Source organism: Mesorhizobium sp. P2_H9 (genome assembly GCF_056403215.1).
Window position 1 is genome coordinate 43,060 of record NZ_JBFUFX010000015.1, and the last position, 26,152, is coordinate 69,211.

Consider the following 26,152-nt stretch of genomic DNA (forward strand, 5'->3'; position numbering starts at 1 on the left):
GGGATTGGGGTTCGAACCGAAATTCTCGCAAAACACCGTGGCCTGGCCCCTGGCCGGGCCCTTTGTTTTGCCGCTGGAACCGGACGATCCCGATTTCACCATTCCGCACGGCTCGCTGCAGTCTTCGCTGCGTGACACGCCGGAGAAGAACTACATTACGGACGCCAGCGGCGAGCTGACCACCATACCAGCCGAGCCGCTGGGCGGCACGCGGACCAGGCAGCCAAGGCGCAAATGGAAGGCCGCCGTGGTTTTCTCACTGGTCCTTCATGCGGCGGCGGCAATGGCCTTCCTGGCCACCGACGATGAGCCGATCCTGATCGAAGGCGCCGACCAGTCCGGAATCATGTTGCTCGGCAACGCGCCCGACGACCAGTCGGCCGCCGGCGACATGACAGATGCCCTGCCGGAAGCGGCTGAGGTGACGCTGGTCACCATGCTTGCCCCCAAGCCGGTGGAGACCGTGGAGGCGCAACCGGTCGCGGCGACGGAAACGGCCCAGCCGGTCGAAACCGCTGAAGCAGAAGCGGCGGCCACGGCGACGCTGGAACCCGTGCGGGAACCGCCGGATCGGCCCAAATCCGCGCCCGACCGCGTCGATCCTGTCCCCGACGAGCCAGCGATGGCCGTCAATCCCTTGCCCGAGATTCAGACGGTCGATCAGGCGGTCGAAGACGACAATTCCGTCCAGAAGCCCGCCGAGCAGTCGACCACGACCGTCGAGGCAACCGCTGTCGAAAAAACGGCGTCGGTCGAAACCCTCGAAAAAGTCACGCCCGAAACGGAGCCACAACCGGCGCCGGTGGAGAAAAAGCCGCACCCGGCGAAGCCTCAGCCTGCGAAAACCAGGAAAGCCGAGCCGGTGAAGAGGCCGATCAAGAAGGCGCAGAAGGCTGAGACGCTGAAGAAGACGGAAAAGGTGCCTGCCAAACAGGCCAGGTCCGGCTCCGGCGGCCAAAATGAAGCCGATGCCAGGCGCGGCGTCGCCGAGGGGCAGACCGACGGCAAGACGGCGACCAGAAGCCAGGGCGGCAAGTCAGGCATTGGCAATGCTTCCGTGTCCAACTATCCCGGCAAAGTGGTCGCAAAACTGCGGCGCGCGTTGCGTGGCATTTCGAGTTCCGCGCGGGCAAAGGCGCGCAACGATGTCCAGGTGAGCTTCACCGTCGATGCCAATGGCGGGGTCGGCGGCATCCGCATCGCGCGCAGTTCCGGCTCGCCCGAACTCGATGCGGCGGCCCTCGCGGTCATACGCCTCGCGGCCCCCTTCCCGCCCATCCCGACGGATGCCGGCCGATCGAGCTGGGCGTTCGCCTTACCGCTCGGCCTTGCGCGCTGAACCCGATGGTGTCCGCTTCGGGATTGGAATCCATATTCGCGCGAAACACCGTGGCGTGGCCTTTGGTGGTTGGCGCGTTGCCGCTGGCAACCGATCTTGATTTGACAAGTCCACGCCGCTCGCGGCAGGTCTCACCGCGAAACATGCAAGAAACCAGCCCCCTCCCCGATGCCGGCAGCGAACTGGCGATCACGCCAGCCGAGCCGCTTGCGTCAGCGCGGCCGTCAGCCATCAGCCGCAAATGGATGGCGGCGATCATCGTCTCCTGCCTGCTCCATGTCGCGGTAGCGGCGGCTTTTCTCATCACACCCGCCGGCACATTCGAGTCCAGGGATGCAATCCAGATGGAGGGTGCCGATCAATCAGGCGCCAACGTGGTCGGCAGCGCCCTGGATGGCCAGGCCCCTGGCGTGATGGAGGTTACCGTGGTGCCCGACCCGCAGCCCGCCAAGCCTCAGGTGAAGCCCAAGCCGCCTGCCGAGCAGCCCGCCAAGGAAATGGCCGCGCAGCCCCCCGCGCCCCTGCCGCCCGCGGTCGAACAACCCACCGCCGCGCCGGACATACTGACGGCCGACACCCCACGCCATGACGAGCAGAGCGTGGCCCCGAAAGCTGAAACGCCGGCAGAGCCGGTTACTCCGACCGAAAGCGCCGAGGCGCCTCCTGCCGATATCGGACAGCCGCCGATCCCGACCGCAAGGCCAAGCACGACAGGTTCTGGCGGCGTGGGCGAAACCAATGACGCGCGCGGTGCGGCGGATGGCGAGGAACGTGACGCGGTGACGTCCAGCACGGGCAAGAAGCAGGGCGCAGCAGGCAATGCGATAGAATCCCGCTACAGCGGTGAAATCCAGAAGAAGCTTGCCCGCGCCAACCGTCGTGTTTCGAAATCGGTACAAGCCAAGGCCAGCAACAATGCAAGGGTTGTTTTCGTCGTCATGGCCGACGGCAGCATCGGCGACATACAGCTTGCCGAAAGCTCAGGGTCCGCGGAGCTCGATCAATTCGCTTTGACGCTGGTGCGCCAGCAGGCGCCGTTCCCGGCCATTCCACCGGAGATCGGCAGGTCAAGTTGGGTGTTCAGGGCGCGGATCGGTCCGTACTAGCTCCGCCTCACCGTCTCAAACCCTCATCACGTCACACATTCACCCATCCCGAAAGGACAGCCAATGTACATCGCCATGAACCGCTTCAAGGTCCAGAACGGCTCGGAGGTCGCCTTCGAGGACGTCTGGAAGGGACGCGACTCGACACTTTCGGAAATGGCGGGCTTCAAGGAATTCCATCTGCTGCGCGGCCCGGTCAACGACGAAGAGGGCTATACGCTGTTTGCTTCGCACACGGTGTGGGCGAGCCATGCGGATTTTGTCGCCTGGACCAAATCCGAGAATTTCCGTGCCGCGCATCGCAACGCCGGTTCCAGCAAGGTGCACTATCTCGGTCACCCCCAATTCGAGGGGTTCTCGGTCGTCGAAGGCGCCTAACCGCTAACGCGCTAAGGCCAGACCTCCGCTGACGGTTAGGGTGTGTTGAGATTCAGGTCAGGCCGAGTCGAAAACGATGGTTTCCGAGAACCGGAGCGGAGCGTACTTGAAGTCCGTGAGCACCGGAAGCGCAGGAAACCATCGTTTGCAGGCCGGCATCACCTGAATATCAATGCACCCTAAGCCGCGGCCAGCAGGCTGGCATTGCCGCCCGCTGCCGTGGTGTCGACGCAGACGGCGCGCTCATGCGCATAGGCCGCCGGGTTGAGCACTTCGCTGACCAGCGGCACGATCGGTCCTGCGCGGTCGGCAATGACCTTGCGCACGATGCGAGCTGCCTCAGGCGTGCCCGAGAAGGCGACGACGTCGACCCGCAGCGAGCGCGCCTCGACCGGATCGGGCCGGCCGTCTATAGCCGCCAGAGGCAGGCCCTTGCCAGTCAGCGCCGAGAGCGCTGCAGGAGCACCAGGCGCGACGGCGAGCACGGCATTGCCGGCGGCGAGCGCCTGGATCGTCTGGGCAAGCAGCGTATCGCCGTCAGGACCGAGGCAGAGCACGCGGCCGCGCGGCGACAGCGACAGCGTGTTGGCTTCGCCTGTCGGCCCCGGCAGGTCGACCTGGCCGAAATCGATGCTGGCGGCAGCGCCGATGGCTGCCGCACCCTTACCGCGCAGATGCTTGCGCAGGATGGCGACGCGGTCGGGCCGCGTCGACCAGCCGCCAAGCGTCGGGTCGGGCAGATTGTCGGCAAGCTCGGTCGCCGTCACCTTGTGGCCTTCGGCAAGATGCGTACCGGCCTCCGGCCCCTTGCGGAAGCGGCGGAGATAGTGCGGGCCGCCGGCCTTCGGCCCGGTGCCGGAAAGCCCCTCGCCGCCGAAGGGCTGCGAACCGACGACGGCACCGATCTGGTTGCGATTGACATAAATGTTGCCGGCATGGATGCCGTCGACGAAATGCTGGACGCGACCCTCGATGCGGGTGTGCAGGCCAAAGGTCAGGCCATAGCCCTTGCGGTTGATCTCGGCGATCACCGCGTCGATCTTGTCGGCGTCGAAGCTGGCGACATGCAGCACCGGCCCGAACACCTCGCGCTCCATTTCCTCTATACCTTTAACCCGGAAGACGTGCGGCGCGACGAAGCGGCCATCCTTCGGCGCTTCGAGCTTGGCGATCAGTCGGCCCTGCAGCCCCATCCTGGTGCAATAGTCGCGGATCGAAGCTTGCGCCTCGTCGTCGATGACCGGGCCGACATCCGTCGAAATCTGCCAGGGATCGCCGATGCTGAGCGCTTCCATCGCGCCCTTCAGCATCTCCAGCATCTTCTTTTCGACGTCCTTTTGCACATAGAGCACGCGCAGCGCCGAGCAGCGCTGGCCGGCACTCTGGAAGGCCGAGGCAAGGATGTCGCGCACGGCTTGTTCGGGCAGCGCGGTGGAATCGACGATCATGGCGTTGAGGCCACCGGTCTCGGCAATCAGCATGGCGTCGGGCGCGGCGGTCTCGGCCAATTGCTTCTCGATCAGCTTGGCGACCTCGGTCGAGCCGGTGAAGCAGACGCCGGCGATGCGCGGATCGGCGGTGAGCGGCCCGCCGACCGACGGGCCGTCGCCGGGCAGAAGCTGGATGACGTCTTCCGGCACACCGGCCTCGCGCAGCAATTCGACGGCGCGGAAGGCGATCAGCGGTGTCTGCTCGGCCGGCTTGGCGATCACCGAATTGCCGGTGACGAGTGCTGCGGCGATCTGGCCGGTGAAAATGGCGAGCGGGAAATTCCACGGCGAGATGCAGACGATCGCCCCGCGCGCTTGCGTGCCCGCTTCGTTGTTGGCTGCTTCGGTGGCGTAGTAGCGCAGGAAGTCGACGGCTTCGCGCACTTCGGCGACGCCGTCGGCCAGCGATTTGCCGGCCTCGCGGGTGGCGAGCGCGAAGAACTCGACCGCATTGGCCTCATAGAGGTCGGCGGCACGGTTGAGGATGGCGGCGCGCTCGGCGACGGGACGCTTTGCCCAGGCCGGTTGCGCCTCCACGGCGAAGCGCACCGCGGTCGCGACCTGCTTGGCGGCGGCCTCACTGACGGTGCCGACAATTTCGTCAGGCTTGGCCGGATTGACGATCGGCCTCTGCTTGCCGTAGCCGGCGGCGCGGGTGATCGGCTTGGCATGCCAGCGCTCCGAGCCGGCAAATCCTGCCTTGGCCTTCTCGATCGCGGCCAGCGACACCGTATCGGTGATGTCGAAGCCTTTTGAGTTGCTGCGGCTCGCGCCGAAAATCGCTGAGGGGCGAGCGATCGCCGGATTGGCGGCCTGGCCCTGGTTCTCCACCGTTTCGAGCGGATCGCGGGCGATGTCCTCAGGCTCGACCTCCTCGTCGGTCAACTGATGCACGAAGGAGGAGTTGGCGCCGTTCTCCAGCAGCCGCCGGACCAGATAGGCCAAGAGGTCGGAATGCGCGCCGACCGGCGCATAGATGCGGCAGCGCGTGCCCTCGGCCTGGCGCACCGTCTCGTGCAGCGCCTCGCCCATGCCGTGCAGGCGCTGAAACTCGAAGGCATCGCGGTTATCAGCCATCGACAGGATGGCGGCGACGGTGTGGGCGTTGTGGGTGGCGAATTGCGGATAGATGCGGTCGGTCATCGACAACAGCTTCTTCGCGCAGGCCATGTAGGAAACGTCGGTGTTGGCCTTGCGGGTAAAGACCGGATAGCCGCCAAGCCCGAGCGCCTGCGCCCGCTTGATCTCCGTGTCCCAATAGGCGCCCTTGACCAGCCGCACCATGATGTTGCGGTCGTACTTCTTCGCCAGCGCGTAGAGCCAGTCGATGGTGAAGGCCGCGCGTGGACCATAGGCCTGGACGACGACGCCAAAGCCGTTCCAGCCGGCCAGCTCCGGCTCGGCCAGCACTTTTTCGATGACGTCGAGCGACAGATCGAGCCGGTCGGCTTCCTCGGCGTCGATGTTCAGGCCCATGCGCGAATGCCGCGCCGCGAGTGCCAATGACAAAAGCCGCTCGGCCATGACCGGCAGCATCTTTTCCTTCTGCGCCACCTCGTAGCGCGGATGCAGCGCCGACAGCTTGACCGAGATGCCGTGGTTCTGGCGGATGTCGGGACCGTTGGACCCGGAGTCGAGCGAGGAAATCGCGTCGGCATAGGCCTTGAGATAGCGCAGTGCGTCGGCCTCGGTGCGGGCAGCCTCGCCCAGCATGTCGAAAGAATACAGATAGCCCTTCTGCGTCATCGGCCGGCCGCGCTTGACGGCCTCGGTGATGGTGCGACCAAGCACGAACTGTTCGCCCATTTCGCGCATGGCAGCAGCCACCGCCTTGCGGATGACCGGTTCGCCCAGCCGGCGCACCATCGAACGCAGCGTGCCTTCGATGCCGCCCTCGCCTTCGTCGAGCACGCGGCCGGTCAGCATCAGCGCCCAGGTCGAGGCATTGACGAAAATGGAGCTTGAACCGCCCGAATGCGCCGACCAGTCGTGCGGCGCGATCTTGTCGGCGATGAGGTCGTCCATCGTCTCGGTATCGGGCACGCGCAGCAGCGCCTCGGCCAGGCACATCAGCGCCACGCCTTCCTTGGTGGAGAGGCCGTAGGCCGAGAGGAACACCTCCATCAGCCTTGGATCGGACGAGCCGCGCACCGCCCGCACCAGATCGGCGGCGCGGGTCGAGATCGCGTCGCGGTCCTTTGTCGACAGCCCCGTCGCCTCGGCCAGCCGCTTCACCGCCTGGTCTTCGTCGGGCAAATAGTTGGCACGAATCTGCTGACGGATGGCATCGAGCGCGGGCATGGCGATCCTGTGGAGCGAGTGTTAGGGAGCGGGCCGGCGGTCACCGGACCGAATGGCGCAAGCTAGCACAAACCAGTATCTCAATCGGTCCAAAGAAATCGACAGGATAGGTCGATTGATCTATGATAAGGTCAAATTTCAGCCAGATAGACCATGATTTCGATGACCGAAGACCAATTGGACCGCATAGACCGAAACATCCTGTCGGCGCTGGCGCGCGACGGGCGGCTTTCCATGTCGGAACTCGCCGCCAAGGTCGGCCTGTCGAAGACGCCGGTGCAAGCGCGGGTGAAGCGGCTGGAGAAGGACGGGTACATCAGGGGCTATCAGGCGATCATCGACCGCGAGCGCATGGGCGAAGGTCATGTCGCCTTCGTCCAAGTGAAATTGTCCGACACGCGCTCGGCCGCGCTCGACGCTTTCAACCGCGCGGTGCAGGCCGTGCCGGAAATCGAGCAGTGCCACATGATGGCGTCGAGCTTCGACTATCTGCTCAAGGTCCGCACCACCGATATCGCCGCCTATCGCCGCGTGCTCGGCGAGCGGATCTCGGCTCTGCCCCACGTCGCCCAGACCTCGACTTTCGTGGCGATGGAGACGGTCAAGGACCGGTAAGCCTACTCCGCCAGCGTTTTCAAAAACGCCACCAGCGCCGCACGCTCGCGGTCCGAAAGCTGCAGCGGGTGAACTTCGGATGTCCCCTCGACGCTTGGCGCCGCCTTGTCATAGTGCGCCACCACCTCGTCGAGTGAGGAAAACTGCCCGGCATGCATGTAAGGCGGACGGGTGGCGGCGCCGCGCAGCGACGGCGTCTTGTAGGCACGGATCAGTTCCGGTCCTGTCTTGACCATGAAGCGCAGTTCTCCGCAGGCGCTGTCGTCGCCGTCGCGAAAAGCGCCCAGACAGTTGAACGGGTCGGCCTCAACCTGTGCCACCGCGTCGATACGGCCGCGATCGGGCGGCAGATCCGCAACCGGCGGCACCCCGGTGTTGTGAAAGCTGTTGTCGGTGAAGCGCGGGCCGTTGTGGCAGGTCACGCAATTGGCCTTGCCGATGAACAGCTTTAGCCCAAGGATTTCCTCTGGCGAAAAGGCATCATCGCCCTCCGGCTTAGCCGCTGCCCCCAGATCGATGGCAAAGCGGTCGAAGCGCGTCTGCTGCGGCTCGATAGACCGCTCGAAGGCGGCGATCGCCTTGCCAATATTGGCGAAGACGCGGTTGACGTCCTCGGCCTGGGCAGCGGGCATGGCTTTCCAGGCGGCCTTCTCGGCATCGGTGCCGAGCGGGCTGGCATTGGCCGGCACGGTCGAAAGGTCTGGCAACGGCCCGAAGATGCGCTCGTAGCGTTCGCCAAACCGCTTCTTGATGTAATGCACATAGGCGGCGCGGTTTCCGGCATGTTCGAGCGGATTTTCCAGCGGCGTCAGCGCTTGCGCCCAAAGACTGTCGCGCCGCCCATCCCAGAAGAACCATGGATCACGCGCCACCCCGGCCAGCGGCATGCTGCGCCGGTTGGTGCGGCCGACGCCGACCGCTTGCGGCAGGTCATCCTGGAACTGCCGGTCGATCTTGTGGCAGGTCGAGCAGGAGACCGTGCCGTCGCGGCTCATCCCGGTGTCGAAGAACAGCGTCGAACCGAGCGCGGCTGCGGCCGGCACATCGGCGAAGCGGTTGGTGGTGTCGGTCTTCAGCGGCGGCAGCGTGTTCAGTGCCAGCGAGGCGATGGTTTCCTTCTCGGCGTCGGAAAACTGCGGCTTGCCGCAACCGGCAAGCATCGCCACCACCATTAGTGCGAGACATCGCGAAAAGCGGCTCATCTAAAACTCACAGCACCACGTTGAAGACGACGGTGTCGGAACCGGCCGCCGCCGAGATGGCGAAGCGCAATTGCCACCATCCGCTCATGGTGAATTTCAACCCGTCGATCCGGTAGCGCCCGTCGCCAAGATAGTCGGTCGCTTGCGGGCTGGTCGGCAGGCCGTGACTGTGCTGTGGCATGCCGCCAGACACCGTGATCGCAGCCCCTTCCACCGGCGCGCCCTTGACCGTCTTCAGTGTCAGCAGCCAGGATTGCAACTCGCCTTGCCGCACGACACCGCGCTCCGGCTGGAAGCTTGCCACGAACAAGCCGCTCGCCGTGGTTTTCGACCGGGATATGTCGAGGCCGGCGAACTGCGCCGACCGCGGCGCGGTCAGATAGACGATTGCGAGAATGCCGGCCAGCAAGGCAGCAAGACCAAGCCCCGCGAGAAGATAACGCCATAATGATGCCAAACCGATTCCTTTTCCAAACATAACGTCTCAGGGAGCAATTCGCGTCCCACCGCACCTGTGGGAAAACGCTTCTGGCGCAAAAATCCGCTGCCGCCAAGCATGGCGCTGCCGGTCGCAAAAAGCTACAGCACCGGCTCTTTGGTTTGTGCATGTCGTTACCCCAAAACCGCTACACACTTTTGGGCGACATGCACCAGGAGAAAAACAGATGGCAGCAAACGGCGTCGCTTCAATCGGTGAGTGCATGCTTGAGCTTTCGGGCCAGACCGGGCCGAACTGGCGCATGGGCTTTGCCGGCGACACCTTCAACACGCTGTGGGCGCTGCACGCGCTGAGCGGCGAACGGCCGGCGACCTATGTCTCGGCCTTCGGCGACGATCCGTTTTCGCAGGGCCAGATCACTTTCTTCGCCGAGAACGGCATTGGCATCGGCGCCAGCCCGGTCATACCGGGCGCCCGGCCCGGCCTTTACGCCATCACGCTGACCGGCGCCGAACGCGCCTTCACCTACTGGCGCAGCGATGCAGCGGCGCGGCGGCTTGCCTCGGACCCAGCCGCCCTGGCGAAAAGCCTTGAAAACCAGGCGCTTGTCTATTTCTCCGGAATCACTTTGGCAATTCTGGATGCTGGCGCGCGCAAGACCATGCTGGCGGCGGTCGCCAAGGCGCGCGAAGCCGGCTCGCTTGTCGCCTTCGATCCTAACTACCGGCCGCGCCTGTGGCAAAGCCGCGAGGACGCGCAAGCAGCGATCCTCGAAGCGCTCGCCGTCACCGACATCGCACTGCCGACCTTTCCCGACGAACAGATGCTGTTCGGCGATACGACACCGAATGTGACCGCCGAACGGCTTGGAAAGCTGATCAGTGAGGTCGTCGTCAAGAACGGTGAGTTACCGGCATTGATCGCCGAAAACGCGAATTTGCAGCCTGTTCCGGCGGTCCATGTCGCCACCCCGGTCGACACCACCGGCGCCGGCGATTCCTTCAACGGCGGTTATCTCGCTGCCCGGCTTGCCGGCCACGCCCCGGCCGAGGCCGCAAAGCATGCACATCGCGTTGCTGCAGCCGTCGTGCAGGTGCGCGGCGCGCTGGCGCCGTTCGAGACGCTACGGGCTGCTTTCGGGGCCTAAGGCAGACGGAACCGATACTCAGTCACATGATGATAGATCTGGCCCGGCCATAGCGTAGCTTGCGGGAAATACGGACGGTTGGGTGCATCCGGCCACACCTGCGATTCCAGGCAGAATCCTGAAAAAGCCTTGTAGCGACGTCCGCCCAATCCCGGCGAGGACGGCGCCACGTGCTGGCCGATATAGAGCTGGATGCCGGGTTCCGTGGTCCAGACCTCCATCTCGACACCGGAATTCGCCCCTTGCGCCCAGGATGCCTGCTTGAGCGGCCCACGCGTCGCGGCGAGGCAGAAGTTCTGGTCGTAGGCAAGCTGCTCTCCTTCGGTCTCCATGCGCAGCGGCCGCGCCTGACGGAAATCGAAGGGAGTGCCGTCGACCGGCTTGACCACACCGGTCGGGATCAGTTCGCTGTCGACCGGCGTATAGGCGCCGGCATTCAGCATCAACCGGTGGTCGAGGATGTCGCCGGCGCCACCGTCATCGAGATTGAAATAGGAATGCTGCGCAAGGTTGCACAGCGTCGGTTCCTCGCAGRTCGCGGTCAGTTCCATCGAGAGCGTGCCGGGAATTTTCAGCCGGTAGGTGCAGGTCACGTCGAGTGCGCCGGGAAAGCCCATCGTGCCGTCGGGGTCGTGCAGCGTCAGCGTGACGAAATCCTTGCCGTGCAGCGACACCGTCCACGGCCGGTGGAAATAGCCTTGCGAGCCGCCATGCAGCGTATGCTTGTCGAGAAAATTGCGCTCCGTATCATAACGCTTACCGGCGATGGTGAAGCGGCCACCGCCGATACGGTTGGCGTAGCGTCCGACGACCGCGCCGAAGAAGGCCCTGTCCGTCTCATAGGGAGCAAAACGATCGTAGCCGAGCACCAGCGGTGCGTCGTGTCCGGCCAGGCGCAGATCCTGGAGGATTGCGCCCAGCCCAATGATGTTGGCGGTGAGACCGCCCCCCTTGATGGTGAAGCGGCGGACATCCTCGCCCGCTTGCGTCGTGCCGAAAACCTCGCCGTCCTTCATCGCTATGCCCATACGTCGGTTGGTTGGTCCATGGACTTAGGCCGGCTGAATGTCGTCTGGCAAGGGCAGGCATGGCCTGCCCTGCCCTCGATGTTTCCTAGAGGCCGAGGCCGCCGATGCAGACATATTTGGTGTCGAGATAATCCTCGATGCCCTGATGTCCGCCTTCCTTGCCAAGGCCCGATTCCTTGACGCCGCCGAACGGCGCTTCCGGCGTGGTGATCAGGCCTTCATTGACGCCGACCATGCCGTATTTCAGGCCCTCCATGACCCGGAAGGCGCGGCCGAGATCGCCGGTGTAGAAATAGGCGGCAAGACCGAACTCTGTGTCATTGGCGAGCGCGATGGCCTCTTCCTCGGTCTCGAACTTGAACACCGGGGCGATCGGGCCAAAAATCTCTTCCTTCATAAAGCGCATGTCAGGCTTCGCATTGGCGATGACGGTCGGCTGGAAGAACGAGCCGCCAAGCGCGTGGCGCTTGCCGCCGGCAACGACCTTGCCGCCCTTGGACGTGGCGTCGGCGATGAATTCCTCGACCTTCTCGACGGCCTTCTCGTCGATCAGCGGCCCCTGCTGCACGCCCTCTTCCAGGCCCGAGCCAACCTTCAGCGCATTGCTGGCAGCGACCAGCTTCTCGACAAATTTGTCGTAGACACCGGCCTGCACGAGGAAGCGGTTGGTGCACACGCAGGTCTGGCCGGAATTGCGATACTTGGCCGTGATGGCGCCGGCGACGGCACGCTCGATGTCGGCATCGTCGAAAACGAGGAACGGCGCGTTCCCGCCGAGTTCCATCGACACTTTCTTGACGGTGACGGAAGACTTCTGGATCAGCATCTTGCCGATCTCGGTCGATCCGGTGAAGGTGATCTTGCTGACCAGCGGGTTGGCGCAGATTTCGTCGCCGATCTCGCTGGCAGAACCGGTCAGGATGTTGATGACGCCCTTGGGGAAGCCGACCTCTTCGGCCAGCGCGCCCCAGGCAAGGCCGGAATAAGGCGTCTGCGACGCTGGCTTGACGACGGCGGTGCAGCCGGCGGCCAGCGCCGGGCCGAGCTTGCGCGCCAGCATCGACGACGGAAAGTTCCACGGCGTGATGGCGGCGATGACACCGACAGGCTCCTTGGTCACCAGGATGCGGCGGTCGGCCCACGGCGACGGCACGACGTCGCCATAGGTGCGGCGGCCCTCTTCGGCGAACCACAGGATGTAGGACGCGGCCGAGCCGATTTCGCCCTTGGATTCGAACAGCGACTTGCCCTGCTCGATGGTCAGCAGTTCGGCCAGCACGTCCTGATTGTCCATCATCGCGTCGTGCAGCTTGCGCAGCAGCTTCGAGCGCTCGAGCGCAGTGGTCTTGCGCCATGTCTTGAAGGCGGTGGCGGCGGCATCGATGGCGCGGTGGGTCTCGGCCTTGCCCGATTTCGGCACGGTGCCGATCTTGAGGCCGGTGGCCGGATTGTTGACGTCGACCGTCTGGCCGCTATCGGCCTGCACCCATTCGCCGTTGATGAGATTGGCCTGCCGCATGAAATGGCTGGTTTTCTGAAGCATGGTCTAGCCTCCGTTCGGCGCTCTGACGGGCCGGTTTCTCGAGATATTCGGTAAGCGTGCGCTATCCCGCACGCTGGAGCCACTGCTCTTTACCTAGGGCAAGCCCGGCAAGCAATCGCAATATGGCATATAGGGGTTGGGCCAGCGCCAAACTAGCCGAAGACGTGGACAACCACCGTCAACCAGAAGGCAGTTGTAACGACCGCGCTGGCCGTCGCGATGGTCATCTGGTTCGACGCCAGCGCCTGGCCGGTGCTGAACTGCACGGCGATCAGATAGGAATTGACGCCGGATGGCAGTGCCGCCACCACGACCGCCACCTTGGCCGTCAATGGCGGCAGGCCAAGCAGCCAGACCAGGCCGAGCACCAGCGCCGGCATCACGAACAGTTTCAAGACCGACAGCGCCAGCGCCGGCCGGATGTTGCCGGAAATGCCGAAACGGCGCAGGCTGAGCCCCATCGCAAACAACGCCACCGGCCCGGCCGTGTTGGCCAGCGCATCGACCAGCCGCGTGGCAAGGTTCGGCAGCGGCACGCCGGTGAGGCGCCATGCCAGCCCGGCGAGAATGCCGATGATCAAGGGGTTGGCGAACAGTCTTCTCAGAAAGCTCTGGATGATGCGCAGCGGGTGCACGGGCTCGCTGCCACCGCGGCCAAATATCTCGAACATGACGATTGAAGCCATCATCATGGTCGGCAGATGCACGGAAACGAGCAGCGACAGCACTTCGAATCCGCTGGATCCGAATACACCGAGAACGAAGGGAATGCCCAGCAACACCACGTTCGAGAAGGACGACGACACTCCACCGACGATGCCGGTGCGGGCGTCCCGCCCGAAGACCCGCGTCGTCACCAGATGGCCGGCGGCCCATGTGATTGCCACTGCCGTGAAGTAAGCACCCCACAGCGACCAGGGCGCCACGCCGTGGAAATCGGAATTCACCATCGTCCGAAACAGCAGCAGCGGCATCGCCACGTTGATGGCGAATTCGGAGATGCCGTCCCCGCTGGCCGGTTTCAAATAGCCGGTGAGCCCGGTGAGATAGCCGAGCGCGACGAGGCTGAAGACGAAAAGAACGGTTTCAGTGAGCGGCGACATTCTTTTCGGTGATAGGCGAGCCCGGATGGCAGCGCAATCGCCCTATCCCTCGCAAGCCGATCCTCAATTCGGCCAGCGCCTGAATTTGATCATGGTCGGGTGGCAGCGCTATACAGGCTTGGGAACATCGGGGCGGACACAAAGCGAATGGTCGCGACGCCGAAACAGCGTCATTTCAGACAGGCATGGCTGACGGCTTTCGTCGCAGCGATGCTTTGCGTTGCCGCGACGGCGCTAGCGGTTGCGGAGACGAGCCTCAAGGGCGTGGCGCTGATCATCGGCCAGTCGAAATACGAGCACATCACCGCCCTTGCCAACCCGGCCAACGACGCCCGCGACATGGCCAAGATGCTGACCGATCTCGGCTTCGATGCCCGCAGCGTCACCGATCGCGATGCCGCCAAGCTGAAGCGCGACCTCGAACGTTTCGTCGAGGATGCCGAGGGAGCCGATGTCGCCTTCATCTACTATTCCGGCCACGGCATCGAGGCCGGCGGCGAGAATTATCTGGTGCCGGTCGATGCCGACGTATCGTCGCTCAAGAATGCCGATGAGGCGCTGGTGCCGATTTCCGCCGTCATGGACGAACTGAAGAAGACTGTGCCGGTGACGATCATGCTGCTCGACGCCTGCCGCACCAACCCGTTTCCGCCGGATGCTGTCGTGCGCCGGGCGCCGACGGGCTCAGCGTCGCCGATCGGCGCCGGCGGGCTGGAGCCGGTGCGCGGCGCCAAGGCGCTCGGCGATGCGCCAGCAGCAACGGAAAACCTCGGCACGGTGATCGGCTTCGCCGCCGAGCCGGGACGCCCGGCACTGGATGGCGCCGTCGGCGAAAACAGCCCCTATGCGGCAGCACTGCTGCGCCACCTCGCGGCGATGAAAGGCACCGAATTCGGCTCGGTCATGCGCATGGTGACGGAAGAAGTCTATCTCGACACCAGGGCGAAGCAGCGACCCTGGGTCAATGAAAGCCTGCGCAGGCTGCTCTATTTCGGCGTCGCGCCGCCGGAGCCGACCGGCGATGACGGGCTGATCACCGGCGAGCGGCGGCAATTGCTGCTGACCATTTCCGACCTGCCCGACCCCAGGCGGGCGCAAGTGGAACTGGCCTCGCTGCAGGACGGCGTGCCGCTCGATGCGCTCTATGGCGTGTTGAAGGCGCTCGGCACCGAAAAGATCCCCGAGGATCCGACCGACCTGCAAAAGCTGCTCGACACGCAGGCCGAGCGGTTGAAGAAGATGGTTTCCGAGCGCGATGCCTTGCGCACCGACGATCCCGAGATCAAGCGCCTGGTCGCTTCCGCCGACAAGGCCATCGGCCAGGGCGCCATCGTCACGGCGCGCAAATTCCTCGATGACGCAGTGGGCCGAGTCGAGCAGGGCAGCGGCGCGGTCGACCAGGCAGAGGATCTGGTGAAGCGCAAGCGCATTGCCGACGCCGCCATCTATGCCAGGCGGGCCGACGCCTCAGCGCTGGTCTTCGACTACCAATCCGCCGCCAACGACTACGGCAGGGCGTTTTCGCTGGTCGAGAAATGGGACGACAAACTGCGCTGGAACTACAAGAACCAGGAGGCTGAGGCGCTGGGTGCCCACGGCGATGCCACAGGCGACAAGGACGCTCTGCAGCGCGCCATCGACGCCTACCATGTCATCCTCAACTTCATTCCCAATGGCGAACAGAATCGCGACTGGGCGATTACCCGCAACAACATGGCGGTGGTGCTGCAGACCATCGGCGAGCGCGAGACCGACACCGCAAGGCTGGAAGAGGCGGCAGACATTTTCCGTGCTTCGCTGGCCGTGTTCGAGCGTGACAAGGACGACCTTAATTGGGCCGCCGCCCAGAACAATCTGGGCAATGTGCTGTTGAAGATCGGCGAGCGCGAGAGCGACCCGAAGCGCCTGAACGAAGCGGTTGCCGCGATGCGCGCGACGCTGGACAAGCGCCCGCGTGAAAAAGTCCCGCTGGACTGGGCCGCTTCGCAGATGAATCTCGGCCTGGCGCTCTACGCGCTCTCGGAGCGCGAGCCGGGCGGCGAGCATATGACCGAGGCGGAAGCCGCCTATCGGCTGGCGCTCGAAGAATACACGCGGCAAAAGGCGCCTGTGCAGTGGGCCATGGTGCAGAACAATCTCGGCAACACGCTGGTTTCGCTGGGCACGCTGCGCAACGACAAGGCGAAAATCACCGAGGCGGCCAACGCCTTCCGCGCCGCCCTCGAGATACGAACGCGCGAGACCTTCCCGATCTCCTGGGCGACCAGCCGGCTCAATCTCGGCAATGCGCTCAGCAGTGCCGCCCGTTTCGAACTCGGCACCGGCAACCTCGAGGAAGCCGCGGCAGCCTATGGCGATGCGCTGACCATCTTCACGCGTCAGCGTTTTCCGATGGATTGGGCGTCTACACAAAACAATCTCGGCTCGATCTACCAGACGCTCGGCCAGCGTACCCTCGATCCGGCGAAGCTCGATCAATCGGCCTCTGCTTTCCGGGCGGCGCGGCGGGTCTACACCAAGAAGGACTTCCCGCTCGACTGGGCGATGACGCACTACAATCTCGGCAACACGCTGCAACTGCTCGGCGGCCTGTCCGACAAGCCCGAGCACTACAAGGATGCTATCGAGGCCTATCGTGATGCGTTGCGCGAGTACAAGCGCGAGACGACGCCGCGGCAATGGGCGCTGGCGCAAGCCGGCCTCGGTTCGGCGCTGCATTGGCTGAGCATGAGCAATGCCGATCCCAAGACCCTGGCCGATTCGATCGCCGCGCGACGGGCAGCACTGGAGGTGCTGACTTTCGAGACCGCACCCGTCGATTGGGCGAACGCACAGAACGGCATCGGCATGAGCCTGCTCAATCTCGGCAACCTCGAACGCACCGACAAATATCTGAACGACGCCGAAGCCGCCTTTTCGGCGACGCTCAAAGTGTTCACCCGTGAGAGCCTGCCGATGCAATGGGCCTTCCAGCAGAACAATCTCGGCGACGTCAGCTGGAATCGCGGCAGCTATGGCGGCGGCAATGCCGAATACCAGAAGGCCATCGAGTTCTTCGAAAACGCCAAGCTGGGCTTTGCCGAAGCCGGCTACCCTGCCCCCATCGCGCTGACCGACCAGAAGATCGAGTTGGTGAAGAAGCAGATGGCGAAGAAATAGACCTCAGCCCCTGCGCTTGTCTTTCACCCGGCTTTGCCGTCCCTATATGCCTGTCACCGGACCCGCCTGCCGGCGACCGGGAGAAAGATAACTGATGCTTCGACTTGCCCTGGCACTGTTTCTGCTGGTCATTCCCGCCGTGGCCCAGGCAACGGATGCCGGTTGGGCGCTGCTGGCTGATGGCGGACATGTCGTGCTGCTTCGCCACGCAATGGTCACCGGCACCACCGATCCGGCAAATTTCGACATCACCAAATGCGCCACCCAGAGCAACCTCTCGGCACGCGGCCAGCAGCAGGCAAGCAAGATCGGCGCGCTGTTTGCCGCCCGCGCCGCACCCATCGAGCGCGTGCTGTCCAGCCGCTACTGCCGCTGCCTCGACACTGCCCGCATCGCCTTCGAAGCCGAGCCGGAACCCTTCGCACCGCTCGATCTTCTGAAGACCGACGCGACCGAGAAAGCCGCCCAGATCGCCGCGATCATGACCGAGATTCGCGGCTATTCCGGCTCCGACAATCTGGTCATGGTCACCCACCTCGAAAACATCGTGGCACTGACCGGCATCTCGCCGCGCGAAGGGGAAGCGGTGGTGGTCGAGCCGCAGGGCGATGGTTTGCGCGTGCTCGGCCGCGTCACCTTCTGACGGCGCGAACGCCCACAGGCAGGTGTTGCCGAAATACAACCACTGAAAGAAGCCGCAAATCCGCCACGACAATGCCGCTTGCGACAACCCGTCGCAGGGGCTATAGGCGCGCTCCCGGTCACGAAAACCGAAGCGAGCACAACGGTTGGAGCTTTTGTCTCCGCCCGCGCAGGCGGCATTGCCACCCTGTGTACGGCGCCGTTTCGGGGATTGGGATCGCGGATGTAGCTCAGCGGTAGAGCGCCGGATTTGGGTCCGGAGGTCGCAGGTTCGATTCCTGCCGTTTGCACCACGGATAGCTCAGTTTGGTAGAGCATCAGATTGTTAATCTGACTGTCGAAGGTTCGATTCCTTCTCCATTGGCCTTCCAAGCCAAGCACCATGCAGGTGTTATCTGAAAACGGTCCGGGGACTGGAATGCCGAAGACCTGACGGACGGCTCAAGCCTTCGGGTGCGGGCCGGACCTGAAGGGTCTGACGCCATCGGCTCGCGGCCAGGCCGCGGTGACGATCAAGGCGCAGCGTTGCCGGCAAGGGTGGCTTTGGCCTCCGGCGCCCGCTTCGCTGCCTCGCGATCCGCTCCCGAAGGCCCGCTGCGAATTGATGCCACCAGTCTCCGGATCATTCGTGTCCGGACCAGGAAGCAGAGAGACGACGTGAAACGAGAAACGAAAGGATGATCGACGCATGACGTGACGCCTCGCATGGGGCCATGCCCGACAGGAGTAATGACAATGACCATTCTCGATAAGGTTCTTGGACGCGAGCGCGTCCTCGTAAAGGAAAACGAACGTGCCATCACCCTCTACAAGGGGGAGATCAAGGCTGTGCTGCTGCCGGGTGAGCATTGGCTCGCCAACCGGCGCCAGAGCCTAGAGGTGTTCCGGCACGATCTGAAGAACCCGGAATTCGTTTCGGCGTACGAGAAGGCGTTGTTCGACAAGCTCCCGGATGTGGCCGCGCGTCATTTCACCGTCGTTCGCACCGGGCGCACGGACGTCGCAATCATCGAGCGTGACGGCAACCTCCACGCCGTTCTGGCGCCCGATCGCAAGCTCGTGCTGTGGACCGATGCCGGACCGTGGAATGTGACGGTGATCGACACCGCTACCGATCTCGCGATCGACCCGGCGGTCATGCGCCGGCTCGGCCAGAGCAGGAAGACGGAACTGATGTCCGTCCATCCGGTCGTCGACGGTCAGGCCGGACTGCTCTTCGTCGACGGCGCCCTTGTGCGCACGCTGACGGCGGGCGTGCATGGCTTCTGGAACGTTGGACGCATGGTGCAGATCAAGGTCGTCGACCTCAAGCGCCAGTCGCTCGATGTCGCCGGACAGGAAGTGCTGACCAAGGATCGCGTCACGATCCGCGTCAACATCGCCGCCGAATACCGGGTCGTCGACCCGGTCAAGGCGGTGAGCGCTGTGAAGGACTTCTCCGAAGCCCTCTACCGCGCCCTCCAGTATGCCTTCCGCAAGGCCCTAGGAGCGCTCACGCTCGATCAGATCCTCGAAAAGAAGGTGACGATCGACGAGGAGGCTGCCGGCAAGGTCCGTACCGACATGGCCGAGATCGGGGTCGAGGTCAGCGATATCGCCCTCAAGGATGTCATCCTGCCGGGTGAGATGCGCGAGATCCTCAACCAGGTGGTGTCGGCCGAAAAGCAGGCCGAGGCCAACATCATCCGCCGCCGCGAGGAGACGAACGCAACGCGTTCGCTGCTCAACACGGCCAGGGTGATGGCCGAGAACCCGGTGATGCTGCGGTTGAAGGAGCTCGAGGCTCTGGAGACCATCGCCGGCAAGGTCGAGCGGTTGACCGTCCACAACGGAACGGCCGGGCTGCTCAACGACCTGGTCAAGCTCCGCGACAGCTGAGCTGACGAAACGTTAATGGGAAGGGCCGCCGGGCCACCGGCGGCCCCTTCTTGCGTTCGCGAAACGGCCATCCCATCTGTGCCCGGCGTATCAGGCCTTTTCCTGCCGGGAAAAACCGATTAGACAGCGCCCAAACACATGCGGACAGATTCCGCCCGCAACCGAAGGAAAAGCCCTTGTCCACCACGTTCGACAAAGTCGCCAAGATCATCGCCGACACCAGCGAAATCGATATCGACACCATCACGCCTGAAAGCCACACCATTGACGATCTCGGCATCGACAGCCTCGACTTCCTCGACATCGTCTTTGCCATCGACAAGGAATTCGGCATCAAGGTACCGCTCGAAAAGTGGACCCAGGAAGTCAATGACGGCAAGGCTTCGACCGACGACTATTTCGTCATGAAGAACCTGTGCGCCAAGATCGACGCGCTGGTCGCGGCCAAGAACGCCTGATGTGGTCCAAGCCGCGCGACCTTGACGCGCCTTGCAGCCTGACCCACAACAGCCGCCCATGAGCCCCCACGACGTCGTCATCACTGGCATCGGCCTTGTCTCCTCGCTGGGAGAGGGTCCGGATGCGCACTGGCAGAAGCTCGCCCAGCCGGGTCTGACCCCCGTGCTCGAAGCCGCGCGCTTCTCGCCCTACACCGTCCATCCCCTGCCGGAGATCGACTGGAACCTGCAGATCGTCAAGCGCGGCGACCAGCGGCAGATGGAAACCTGGCAGCGGCTCGGCACCTATGCCGCCGGCCTGGCGCTGGACGATGCCGGCATCAAGGGCAATGACGAGCTCTGCGCGACAATGGACATGGTGGTGGCTGCCGGTGGCGGCGAGCGCGATGAGGCCGTCGACGCCGCCATTCTTGCCGCTTCGGAAAGCCGCAACGACCGCGACGTGCTGCTCAACGAGAAGCTGACCACGGAACTGCGCCCGACGCTGTTTCTAGCCCAGCTTTCCAACCTGCTCGCCGGCAACATCTCGATCGTCCACAAGGTGACCGGTTCCTCGCGCACCTTCATGGGTGAGGAAGGGGCAGGCGTCGCCGCTGTCGAGACGGCTGCCGCGCGCATCCGCTCCGGCCAGTCGACGCATATACTGGTCGGCGGCGCCTTCCAGACCGAACACTCCGACATGCTGCTTGGCTATGAACTGGCCGGCTATCTGCACCGCGGCGCCTGGAAGCCACTCTGGCAAAGGCAAGGTGCAGAGGGCGGCGGCGTGGTGACCGGATCCGGCGGCGCCTTCCTGGTTTTGGAACAGCGCGAACACGCGACAAACCGCGGGCGAAAAATCTATGCCGAACTCGGCCCGGTCGTGTCCGGGCGCGCCAGGCGCCGGCAGGGCGAACTCGACGCCAGCATTGCCGCGCTCATCAAGCAGGCCGCATTGCCGAACGGCGAATTGCTCGCCATTTCCGGCGCGTCCGGGGCACATGCCGCGACCGCAGCCGAGAAATCGGCCCTCGACGCCAATCCGGCGATATCAGCGCGCGGTTTCTCGACGCTGACCGGCCACATGAAGGAAGCGCAGTTTCCCTTCGCCGTGGCGTTGGCGGCGCTGGCCGTCGACCGTAAGGCCGCCTACCCCGCCTTCGATGCCGCTGCCGAGAAGCCATTTAAAGGCGTTCCGAAGACCGTGCTTGCAACGGCGATCGGCTATCACCAATTCGAGGGCTTGGCGCTGGTCAACGCTGCCGACTGAGGGTTCAAGAAAAAATGGCCAATCTGAACGATCATATGGGCAGGCCGATCGTCGCCGTCACCGGCATCGGTGTGGTGACCTCGCTCGGCGTCGGCAAGACCGACAATTGGGCGGCACTGACCTCCGGCAAGTCCGGCATCCATCCGATCACACGCTTTCCGGTCGATCATCTGAACACGCGCATCTCGGGCATGGTCGACTTTCTGCCGTCCAGTTCCAAGGGAGCCAGCCTCCTGACCTACGAACTGGCCGAGACCGCCGCGCGCGAAGCGGTCGCGGAATCCGGTCTTGATTCCGGCGATTTCGGCGGACCGCTGTTCCTCGCCTCACCGCCGGTCGAACTCGACTGGAGCGAACGATTTTCGCTCTACAATTCTGACAGCCAGGATGCCGGCGCCGAAAGGCTGCTGCGGGTGGCGCGCGGACTGAAGGAATTCGACATCTTCGAAACCACCCAGTTCGGGTCGATCGCCGACCGGCTTGCCGACGCCTTCGGCACACGGGGCCTGCCGATCACGCTATCGACGGCTTGCGCCTCGGGCGCCACGGCCATCCAGCTCGGCGTCGAGGCGATCCGCCGCGGCGAATGCGACCGGGCGCTGGCGATTGGCGCCGATGGCTCGGCGACCGCCGAGGCGCTGATCCGCTTCTCGCTGCTGTCGGCGCTGTCGACCCACAACGACATCCCGGAGAAGGCATCCAAGCCGTTCTCCAAGGACCGTGACGGATTCGTGCTGGCCGAGGGCTCGGGTGCGCTTGTGCTGGAATCGCTGGAAGCGGCTCTTGCCCGTGGCGCGACCATCCTCGGCATCCTGCGCGGCTGCGGCGAAAAAGCCGACGATTTCCACCGCACCCGCTCCAAGCCCGACGGTTCGCCGGCGATCGCCGCGGTTCGCGCCGCCCTTGCCGATGCCGGTTTGAGCAAAGACGAGATCGACTACGTCAACGCCCATGGCACGTCGACGCCTGAAAACGACAAGATGGAGCATCTGTCGCTGTCGACCGTGTTCGGCGATCGGATCGGCTCGATGCCGGTCTCGTCGAACAAGTCGATGATCGGCCATACGCTGTCGGCGGCAGGTGCCGTCGAAGCGGCGTTTTCGCTGATGACCATGCGCGAAAGCGTCATCCCGCCGACCATCAACTACGACAATCCCGATCCGGCGATCGTGCTCGACGTGGTGCCCAACAAGAAGCGCAACGCCGAGGTTGGCACCGTCTTGTCGAACTCCTTCGGCTTCGGCGGCCAGAACACTTGCCTTGTCATGGCGCGGGAACCGGTCTAAGCGACCTCTTTCCGCCAATCAGAACCGACAGGCTCAATGCGCGCATTGCAACTTATCGAGGATCGCCGTCTTGAGACGGTGGACCTGCCGTCTCCCCCACCGCCTTCGCTCGGCGAAGTCACGCTGCGCATCAAGGCGGTGGCGCTGAACCACATAGATGTCTGGGGCTGGCGCGGCATGGCTTTCGCCAAGCGCAAGCTGCCGCTCGTCGTCGGTGCCGAAGCTTCGGGCGAGGTCGAAGCCGTCGGCCCCGGTGTTTCCAATCTCCTTCCCGGGCAATTGGTGTCGATTTATGGCGCCCGCACCTGCGGACTCTGCCGCGCCTGCCGCGAAGGCCGCGACAATCTCTGCGAGCATGTCTCCGGCGTTCATGGCTTCCATCTCGACGGCTTTGCGCAGGAGAAAATCAACCTGCCGGCGCGCCTGCTGGTGCCGGCCCCGCCCGGCGTGACCGACATTGGCGCGGCCGTCGCGCCGGTTACCTTCGGCACCGTCGAGCACATGCTGTTCGACAATGCCAGGCTGCAGCCCGGCGAGACCATTCTCGTCCATGCCGGCGGCTCCGGCATCGGCTCGGCAGCCATCCAACTGGCGAAGAAGATGGGCTGCACGGTGATCACCACCGTCGGCTCGAACGACAAGATCGACAAGGCCAAGGCTCTAGGCGCCGACCATGTCATCAACTACCGCGACGACCGCTTCGAAGGCGTCGTGCGCAAGCTGACCAAGAAGAAGGGCGTCGACGTCGTGTTCGAGCATGTCGGCGCAGACACTTTTGCCGCCTCGATGCTGTGCCTGAAGCGCGGCGGACGCCTGGTGACCTGCGGCTCGACTTCCGGCGTGTCGACGCAGATCAACCTGATGCAGCTGTTCCAGCAGCAGCTGAAGCTGCTCGGCTCCTTCGGCTGCCGCATGGAAAACATGGCCAACGCCATGCAGAAGATGGCGGCGGGTCTCGTCGCGCCGGTCATCGACACCGAAGTCGGCTTCGGCGATATCGACGCCGCGCTGAAGCGCATGGAAGGTCGCGACGTGTTCGGCAAGATCATCCTGCGCGTCGGCTAGAACCTTGAACAAACTCTTCAAGAAAACCCGCCGGGACCTGGGGTTTCGCTACGGCCGGCGGCTTCGCCAGATGGAGCATTGGCTGGTCGCGCGTGTCGCGATGACGATCATCTCCTTGCTGCGCCTGCTGCCGGCCGACAAGGCGCTCAATTTCGCCGATCGCGTCGCCCGCCGCATCGGGCCGCTGGTCGGGCGCCACCGTGTCGCGACCGGCAATCTGCGCCTCGCCTACCCCGAAAAGAGCGACGCCGAGATCGAAGCCATCGCCTCCGACATGTGGGGCAACATGGCTCGCCTTGCCGCCGAGTATATCTTCCTCGACGTGCTTTTCGACTACGATCCGAAAGCCACGAAACCTGGCCGGGTCGAAGTTGGCGGCGCCGATCATTTCCTGCAAATCGCCGGCGAGGAAAAGCCGCATATTCTGTTCACCGGCCATCTGGGCAATTTCGAACTGCTGCCGGTGGCGGCGGCCACCTTCGGCATGAAGATAACCGCGCTGTTTCGTCCGCCCAACAATCCCTATCTGGCCGATTACATCCTCTCGACACGCCGTTCGACCATGGGCGCCCTATTGCCGTCTGCGACCGGCGCTTCATTTGCGCTTGCGGCCATTCTGGAGAATGGCGGCAATATCGGCGTGCTGGTCGACCAGAAATTCTCGAGTGGGCTGGAGACCACCTTTTTCGGCCGTACCTGCCAGAGCAATCCGGTGCTAGGGATGCTGGCCCGCCACTATGACTGCGACGTCTATCCCGCGCGCTGCGTCCGGCTGCCGGGCAACCGTTTCCGCCTGGAGATCGAAGACAAGCTCACCTTGCCTCGCACCGAGGCCGGCAGCGTCGATGTTCCCGCCACCACCCAGCTTCTCGCCGATGTGGTCGAACGGTGGGTGCGCGAGGATCCCGGCCAGTGGATGTGGTTCCACAAGCGGTGGGAGATCAGCGGCCGTCGGCGCAGCCGGCGCGGACATGCAAAGGAAGACGCGAACTAAACCAATAGCTGCTTTATGAGCGCAGATCTGCCGGTCGCGACAAACACACCACAGGACCACAAAGCAAAAGCCGCGAAGGTTGCCCTCCGCGGCTTTGTTGTCCGTATTCTTTGACCCTTGGGACCCTTATCCCCCGAATGGCAGGATGATGTTTGGCCGATAGGTATCCATCGTGGCGCCGTTGCGATCTTCGTCGAGCAGCGTGTCGGAGCCGAAGCTGGCGCGCAGCCCGAACACATATTTGTGGATGTTCTCGCTTTCGCCACCCGCGGAGAGATGATCGAGCTGATAGCGCCCGAACGCCGAGAATGGCGTCCCGGAAAACCGGTACATGGCCTGCAGCGCGCCGGTAACGGTGTTCAGGTGCTCGCCACCCAAAGAAACGGTCGAATAGCCAAGTTCGCCGTCGAAGCGAAGATTGTCTTGGGCGAAATAGCGCACCACACCGCGCCCACCCCAATTGTCGAAATGTTCCGACTGTCCACTAGCCCGCAACTGGCCATAATAAGCTTGGCCATAGAGGGTCACATTGCCCATGTAGACTTGCGCCTCGGGTCCGACCGAGAAGCTGTAAAGACTCACACCGCCAAAATTATCACCGCCATAGCCGGTGATCGAGGCGAAGCCGCCAAGCGCATAGGCGCTGGGGTCGCGGTAGTAGCCGTGAACGGCGCCACCATAGCCATAGATATTTTGGCCCTCGGCCCAAAGCGAATCGACAAACGCGTCAGTCTGGACGTTCCAGCGGGAATCGATCGGGAAATTGACTCGCCCTGTGCCGCCTGCAGTCGTCGCCGTCGCGTGGTCCCCCGAAAATGTTACATAAAGTCCACCGACATAAGCCTCAAGGTAACCGGAAATATGTGGCTGAGTGACTGCCGGATCCATGACGATCGGAGCGACGGCATCGGCGGCGAAGGCCGATGTGGCTGTTGCAGCAAGCGCCGCGCCAAGAAGAAGTCGATACATCACAGAGCCCCCTCGTGTTTGCCTGTTCGGCATCTACCATTACTGTCCACTCATGCAAGCATAAGTAGCGCCAAACCAGACGCACGGGCCAAGTCCGTTGGCCAATGCGATATTCCTGCAACATTTGGCGCGCCAGAGTTGTTTGAAAACACGCGAACAACCGCGTGCCACCCAGACGGCTGTGGAAACAAGATCGACTGTCTTGTCGTGCGCCGAGCTAGTTGGTGACGACGATCCGCGTGTTGCCGAAACCGACTTCGCGTACCATCGAATAGAAGGTTGCCGCGTTGGCGGTGTGCAGCCGCACGCAGCCATGCGAGGCCGGACGCCCAAGCTGCCTGACCGCACCCGTGCCGTGGATGGCGTAGCCGCCGTGGAAGAACACCGAATAAGGCATCGGCGACATATGGTACTTTTTCGAATACCACATTTTCGCCGTGCGTTGCGGCCGGTAGGTGCCGCGTGGCGTGAAATAGCCAGGACGAGCAGTAGAGACTGTCCATCGGTAGATCGACATTCCATATCTGACAGTCATCGTCTGCGACGACACGTCGATACTCGCTTCCAACATGGCCGCGTAACTTGCGGTCGGCGCACCAAACAGCGCGGTTGCCAGCATCACTGCTGCTACTAGAATGGACTTCTTCATGCGATCAAACCCCTTTGATGCCCTTTGCCTGCCCAGCTTCACGCCGTATTTCATTTTTTTAAAGACAGGTGAATGAAGTAACACACACTCATTGACAAATTCGCCAATCCAA

General features: G+C 63.7%; 21 protein-coding genes and 2 tRNA genes. 15 read left to right on the forward strand and 8 right to left on the reverse strand.

Annotation, left to right across the window (positions count from 1 at the left end):
* Nucleotides 1-37 precede the first annotated feature (37 nt).
* The 3 genes from tolA to hmuQ all read left to right on the forward strand — a co-directional run bounded on the left by tolA (nt 38) and on the right by hmuQ (nt 2,823).
* The gene (tolA, locus tag AC1DXN_RS25420) at nt 38-1,339 is read left to right on the forward strand and encodes a cell envelope integrity protein TolA (protein ID WP_477276787.1); all 1,302 of its coding nucleotides are present in this window, start codon (nt 38-40) and stop codon (nt 1,337-1,339) included.
* 245 nt (nt 1,340-1,584) lie between these two features.
* The gene (locus AC1DXN_RS25425; RefSeq protein WP_477276789.1) at nt 1,585-2,445 is read left to right on the forward strand and encodes an energy transducer TonB family protein; all 861 of its coding nucleotides are present in this window, start codon (nt 1,585-1,587) and stop codon (nt 2,443-2,445) included.
* 63 nt (nt 2,446-2,508) lie between these two features.
* Entirely contained in the window at nt 2,509-2,823 is a 315-nt protein-coding gene (hmuQ, locus tag AC1DXN_RS25430) for a heme-degrading protein HmuQ (RefSeq protein WP_477276791.1), read from the forward strand.
* 179 nt (nt 2,824-3,002) lie between these two features.
* Here the strand turns inward: hmuQ and putA are convergent, their stop codons facing one another.
* The gene (gene putA, locus AC1DXN_RS25435; RefSeq protein WP_477276793.1) at nt 3,003-6,614 is read right to left on the reverse strand and encodes a bifunctional proline dehydrogenase/L-glutamate gamma-semialdehyde dehydrogenase PutA; all 3,612 of its coding nucleotides are present in this window, start codon (nt 6,612-6,614) and stop codon (nt 3,003-3,005) included.
* A 162-nt stretch (nt 6,615-6,776) separates the two neighbouring features.
* Between putA and AC1DXN_RS25440 the strand changes: the two genes are divergently transcribed.
* Nucleotides 6,777-7,229 carry an Lrp/AsnC family transcriptional regulator gene (locus AC1DXN_RS25440; RefSeq protein ID WP_107650411.1) on the forward strand — a complete coding sequence of 151 codons (453 nt, stop codon included), beginning with the start codon at nt 6,777-6,779 and terminating at the stop codon, nt 7,227-7,229.
* A 2-nt stretch (nt 7,230-7,231) separates the two neighbouring features.
* Here AC1DXN_RS25440 and AC1DXN_RS25445 read toward each other — a convergent pair whose 3' ends face one another.
* Together AC1DXN_RS25445 and AC1DXN_RS25450 are read right to left on the reverse strand one after the other, a co-directional pair.
* Nucleotides 7,232-8,431 carry a cytochrome-c peroxidase gene (locus tag AC1DXN_RS25445; protein ID WP_477276795.1) on the reverse strand — a complete coding sequence of 400 codons (1,200 nt, stop codon included), beginning with the start codon at nt 8,429-8,431 and terminating at the stop codon, nt 7,232-7,234.
* 7 nt (nt 8,432-8,438) lie between these two features.
* Nucleotides 8,439-8,888, reverse strand: coding sequence for a FixH family protein (locus tag AC1DXN_RS25450; RefSeq protein ID WP_477276797.1), 450 nt, complete (start codon nt 8,886-8,888; stop codon nt 8,439-8,441).
* Nucleotides 8,889-9,096: 208 nt separating this feature from the next.
* Here AC1DXN_RS25450 and AC1DXN_RS25455 point away from each other — a divergent pair, with 208 nt between their 5' ends.
* The gene (locus AC1DXN_RS25455) at nt 9,097-10,017 is read left to right on the forward strand and encodes a sugar kinase (RefSeq protein WP_477276799.1); all 921 of its coding nucleotides are present in this window, start codon (nt 9,097-9,099) and stop codon (nt 10,015-10,017) included.
* On the opposite strand, the gene AC1DXN_RS25460 is transcribed toward AC1DXN_RS25455, so the two are convergent.
* The 3 genes from AC1DXN_RS25460 to AC1DXN_RS25470 all read right to left on the reverse strand — a co-directional run bounded on the left by AC1DXN_RS25460 (nt 10,014) and on the right by AC1DXN_RS25470 (nt 13,691).
* Nucleotides 10,014-11,039, reverse strand: a complete 1,026-nt coding sequence (locus AC1DXN_RS25460; protein WP_477421714.1) for an aldose epimerase family protein — start codon at nt 11,037-11,039, stop codon at nt 10,014-10,016. The two genes, AC1DXN_RS25455 and AC1DXN_RS25460, sit on opposite strands and share 4 nt — an antisense overlap.
* Before the next feature lie 91 nt (nt 11,040-11,130).
* Nucleotides 11,131-12,588, reverse strand: a complete 1,458-nt coding sequence (locus tag AC1DXN_RS25465; protein WP_477276801.1) for an NAD-dependent succinate-semialdehyde dehydrogenase — start codon at nt 12,586-12,588, stop codon at nt 11,131-11,133.
* Nucleotides 12,589-12,740: 152 nt separating this feature from the next.
* A complete protein-coding gene (locus tag AC1DXN_RS25470) occupies nt 12,741-13,691 on the reverse strand; it encodes an AEC family transporter (protein WP_477276803.1) in 951 nt (316 codons plus the stop codon).
* Between the two features lie 147 nt (nt 13,692-13,838).
* Between AC1DXN_RS25470 and AC1DXN_RS25475 the strand changes: the two genes are divergently transcribed.
* From AC1DXN_RS25475 to AC1DXN_RS25520, 10 genes are all read left to right on the forward strand, one after another.
* Nucleotides 13,839-16,850 carry a caspase family protein gene (locus AC1DXN_RS25475; protein WP_477276805.1) on the forward strand — a complete coding sequence of 1,004 codons (3,012 nt, stop codon included), beginning with the start codon at nt 13,839-13,841 and terminating at the stop codon, nt 16,848-16,850.
* Between the two features lie 94 nt (nt 16,851-16,944).
* Nucleotides 16,945-17,493, forward strand: coding sequence for a histidine phosphatase family protein (locus tag AC1DXN_RS25480; protein WP_477276807.1), 549 nt, complete (start codon nt 16,945-16,947; stop codon nt 17,491-17,493).
* A 218-nt stretch (nt 17,494-17,711) separates the two neighbouring features.
* Nucleotides 17,712-17,785: transfer RNA gene (locus AC1DXN_RS25485), tRNA-OTHER, on the forward strand.
* A 2-nt stretch (nt 17,786-17,787) separates the two neighbouring features.
* Nucleotides 17,788-17,863: transfer RNA gene (locus AC1DXN_RS25490), tRNA-Asn, on the forward strand.
* 364 nt (nt 17,864-18,227) lie between these two features.
* The gene (locus AC1DXN_RS25495; RefSeq protein ID WP_477276809.1) at nt 18,228-19,370 is read left to right on the forward strand and encodes a slipin family protein; all 1,143 of its coding nucleotides are present in this window, start codon (nt 18,228-18,230) and stop codon (nt 19,368-19,370) included.
* 176 nt (nt 19,371-19,546) lie between these two features.
* Complete coding sequence (locus tag AC1DXN_RS25500; RefSeq protein WP_006335407.1) at nt 19,547-19,828, forward strand: acyl carrier protein; 282 nt, start codon at nt 19,547-19,549, stop codon at nt 19,826-19,828.
* Between the two features lie 58 nt (nt 19,829-19,886).
* The gene (locus AC1DXN_RS25505) at nt 19,887-21,077 is read left to right on the forward strand and encodes a beta-ketoacyl-ACP synthase (protein ID WP_477276811.1); all 1,191 of its coding nucleotides are present in this window, start codon (nt 19,887-19,889) and stop codon (nt 21,075-21,077) included.
* 14 nt (nt 21,078-21,091) lie between these two features.
* Entirely contained in the window at nt 21,092-22,363 is a 1,272-nt protein-coding gene (locus AC1DXN_RS25510) for a beta-ketoacyl-ACP synthase (protein WP_477276813.1), read from the forward strand.
* A 36-nt stretch (nt 22,364-22,399) separates the two neighbouring features.
* Entirely contained in the window at nt 22,400-23,428 is a 1,029-nt protein-coding gene (locus AC1DXN_RS25515; protein ID WP_477247852.1) for a zinc-binding dehydrogenase, read from the forward strand.
* Between the two features lie 4 nt (nt 23,429-23,432).
* Nucleotides 23,433-24,422 carry a lipid A biosynthesis lauroyl acyltransferase gene (locus AC1DXN_RS25520; protein WP_477276814.1) on the forward strand — a complete coding sequence of 330 codons (990 nt, stop codon included), beginning with the start codon at nt 23,433-23,435 and terminating at the stop codon, nt 24,420-24,422.
* Between the two features lie 126 nt (nt 24,423-24,548).
* Here the strand turns inward: AC1DXN_RS25520 and AC1DXN_RS25525 are convergent, their stop codons facing one another.
* The gene (locus AC1DXN_RS25525) at nt 24,549-25,424 is read right to left on the reverse strand and encodes a hypothetical protein (RefSeq protein WP_477276816.1); all 876 of its coding nucleotides are present in this window, start codon (nt 25,422-25,424) and stop codon (nt 24,549-24,551) included.
* 184 nt (nt 25,425-25,608) lie between these two features.
* Nucleotides 25,609-26,040 carry a L,D-transpeptidase gene (locus AC1DXN_RS25530; RefSeq protein WP_477247846.1) on the reverse strand — a complete coding sequence of 144 codons (432 nt, stop codon included), beginning with the start codon at nt 26,038-26,040 and terminating at the stop codon, nt 25,609-25,611.
* Between the last annotated feature and the right edge of the window lie 112 nt (nt 26,041-26,152).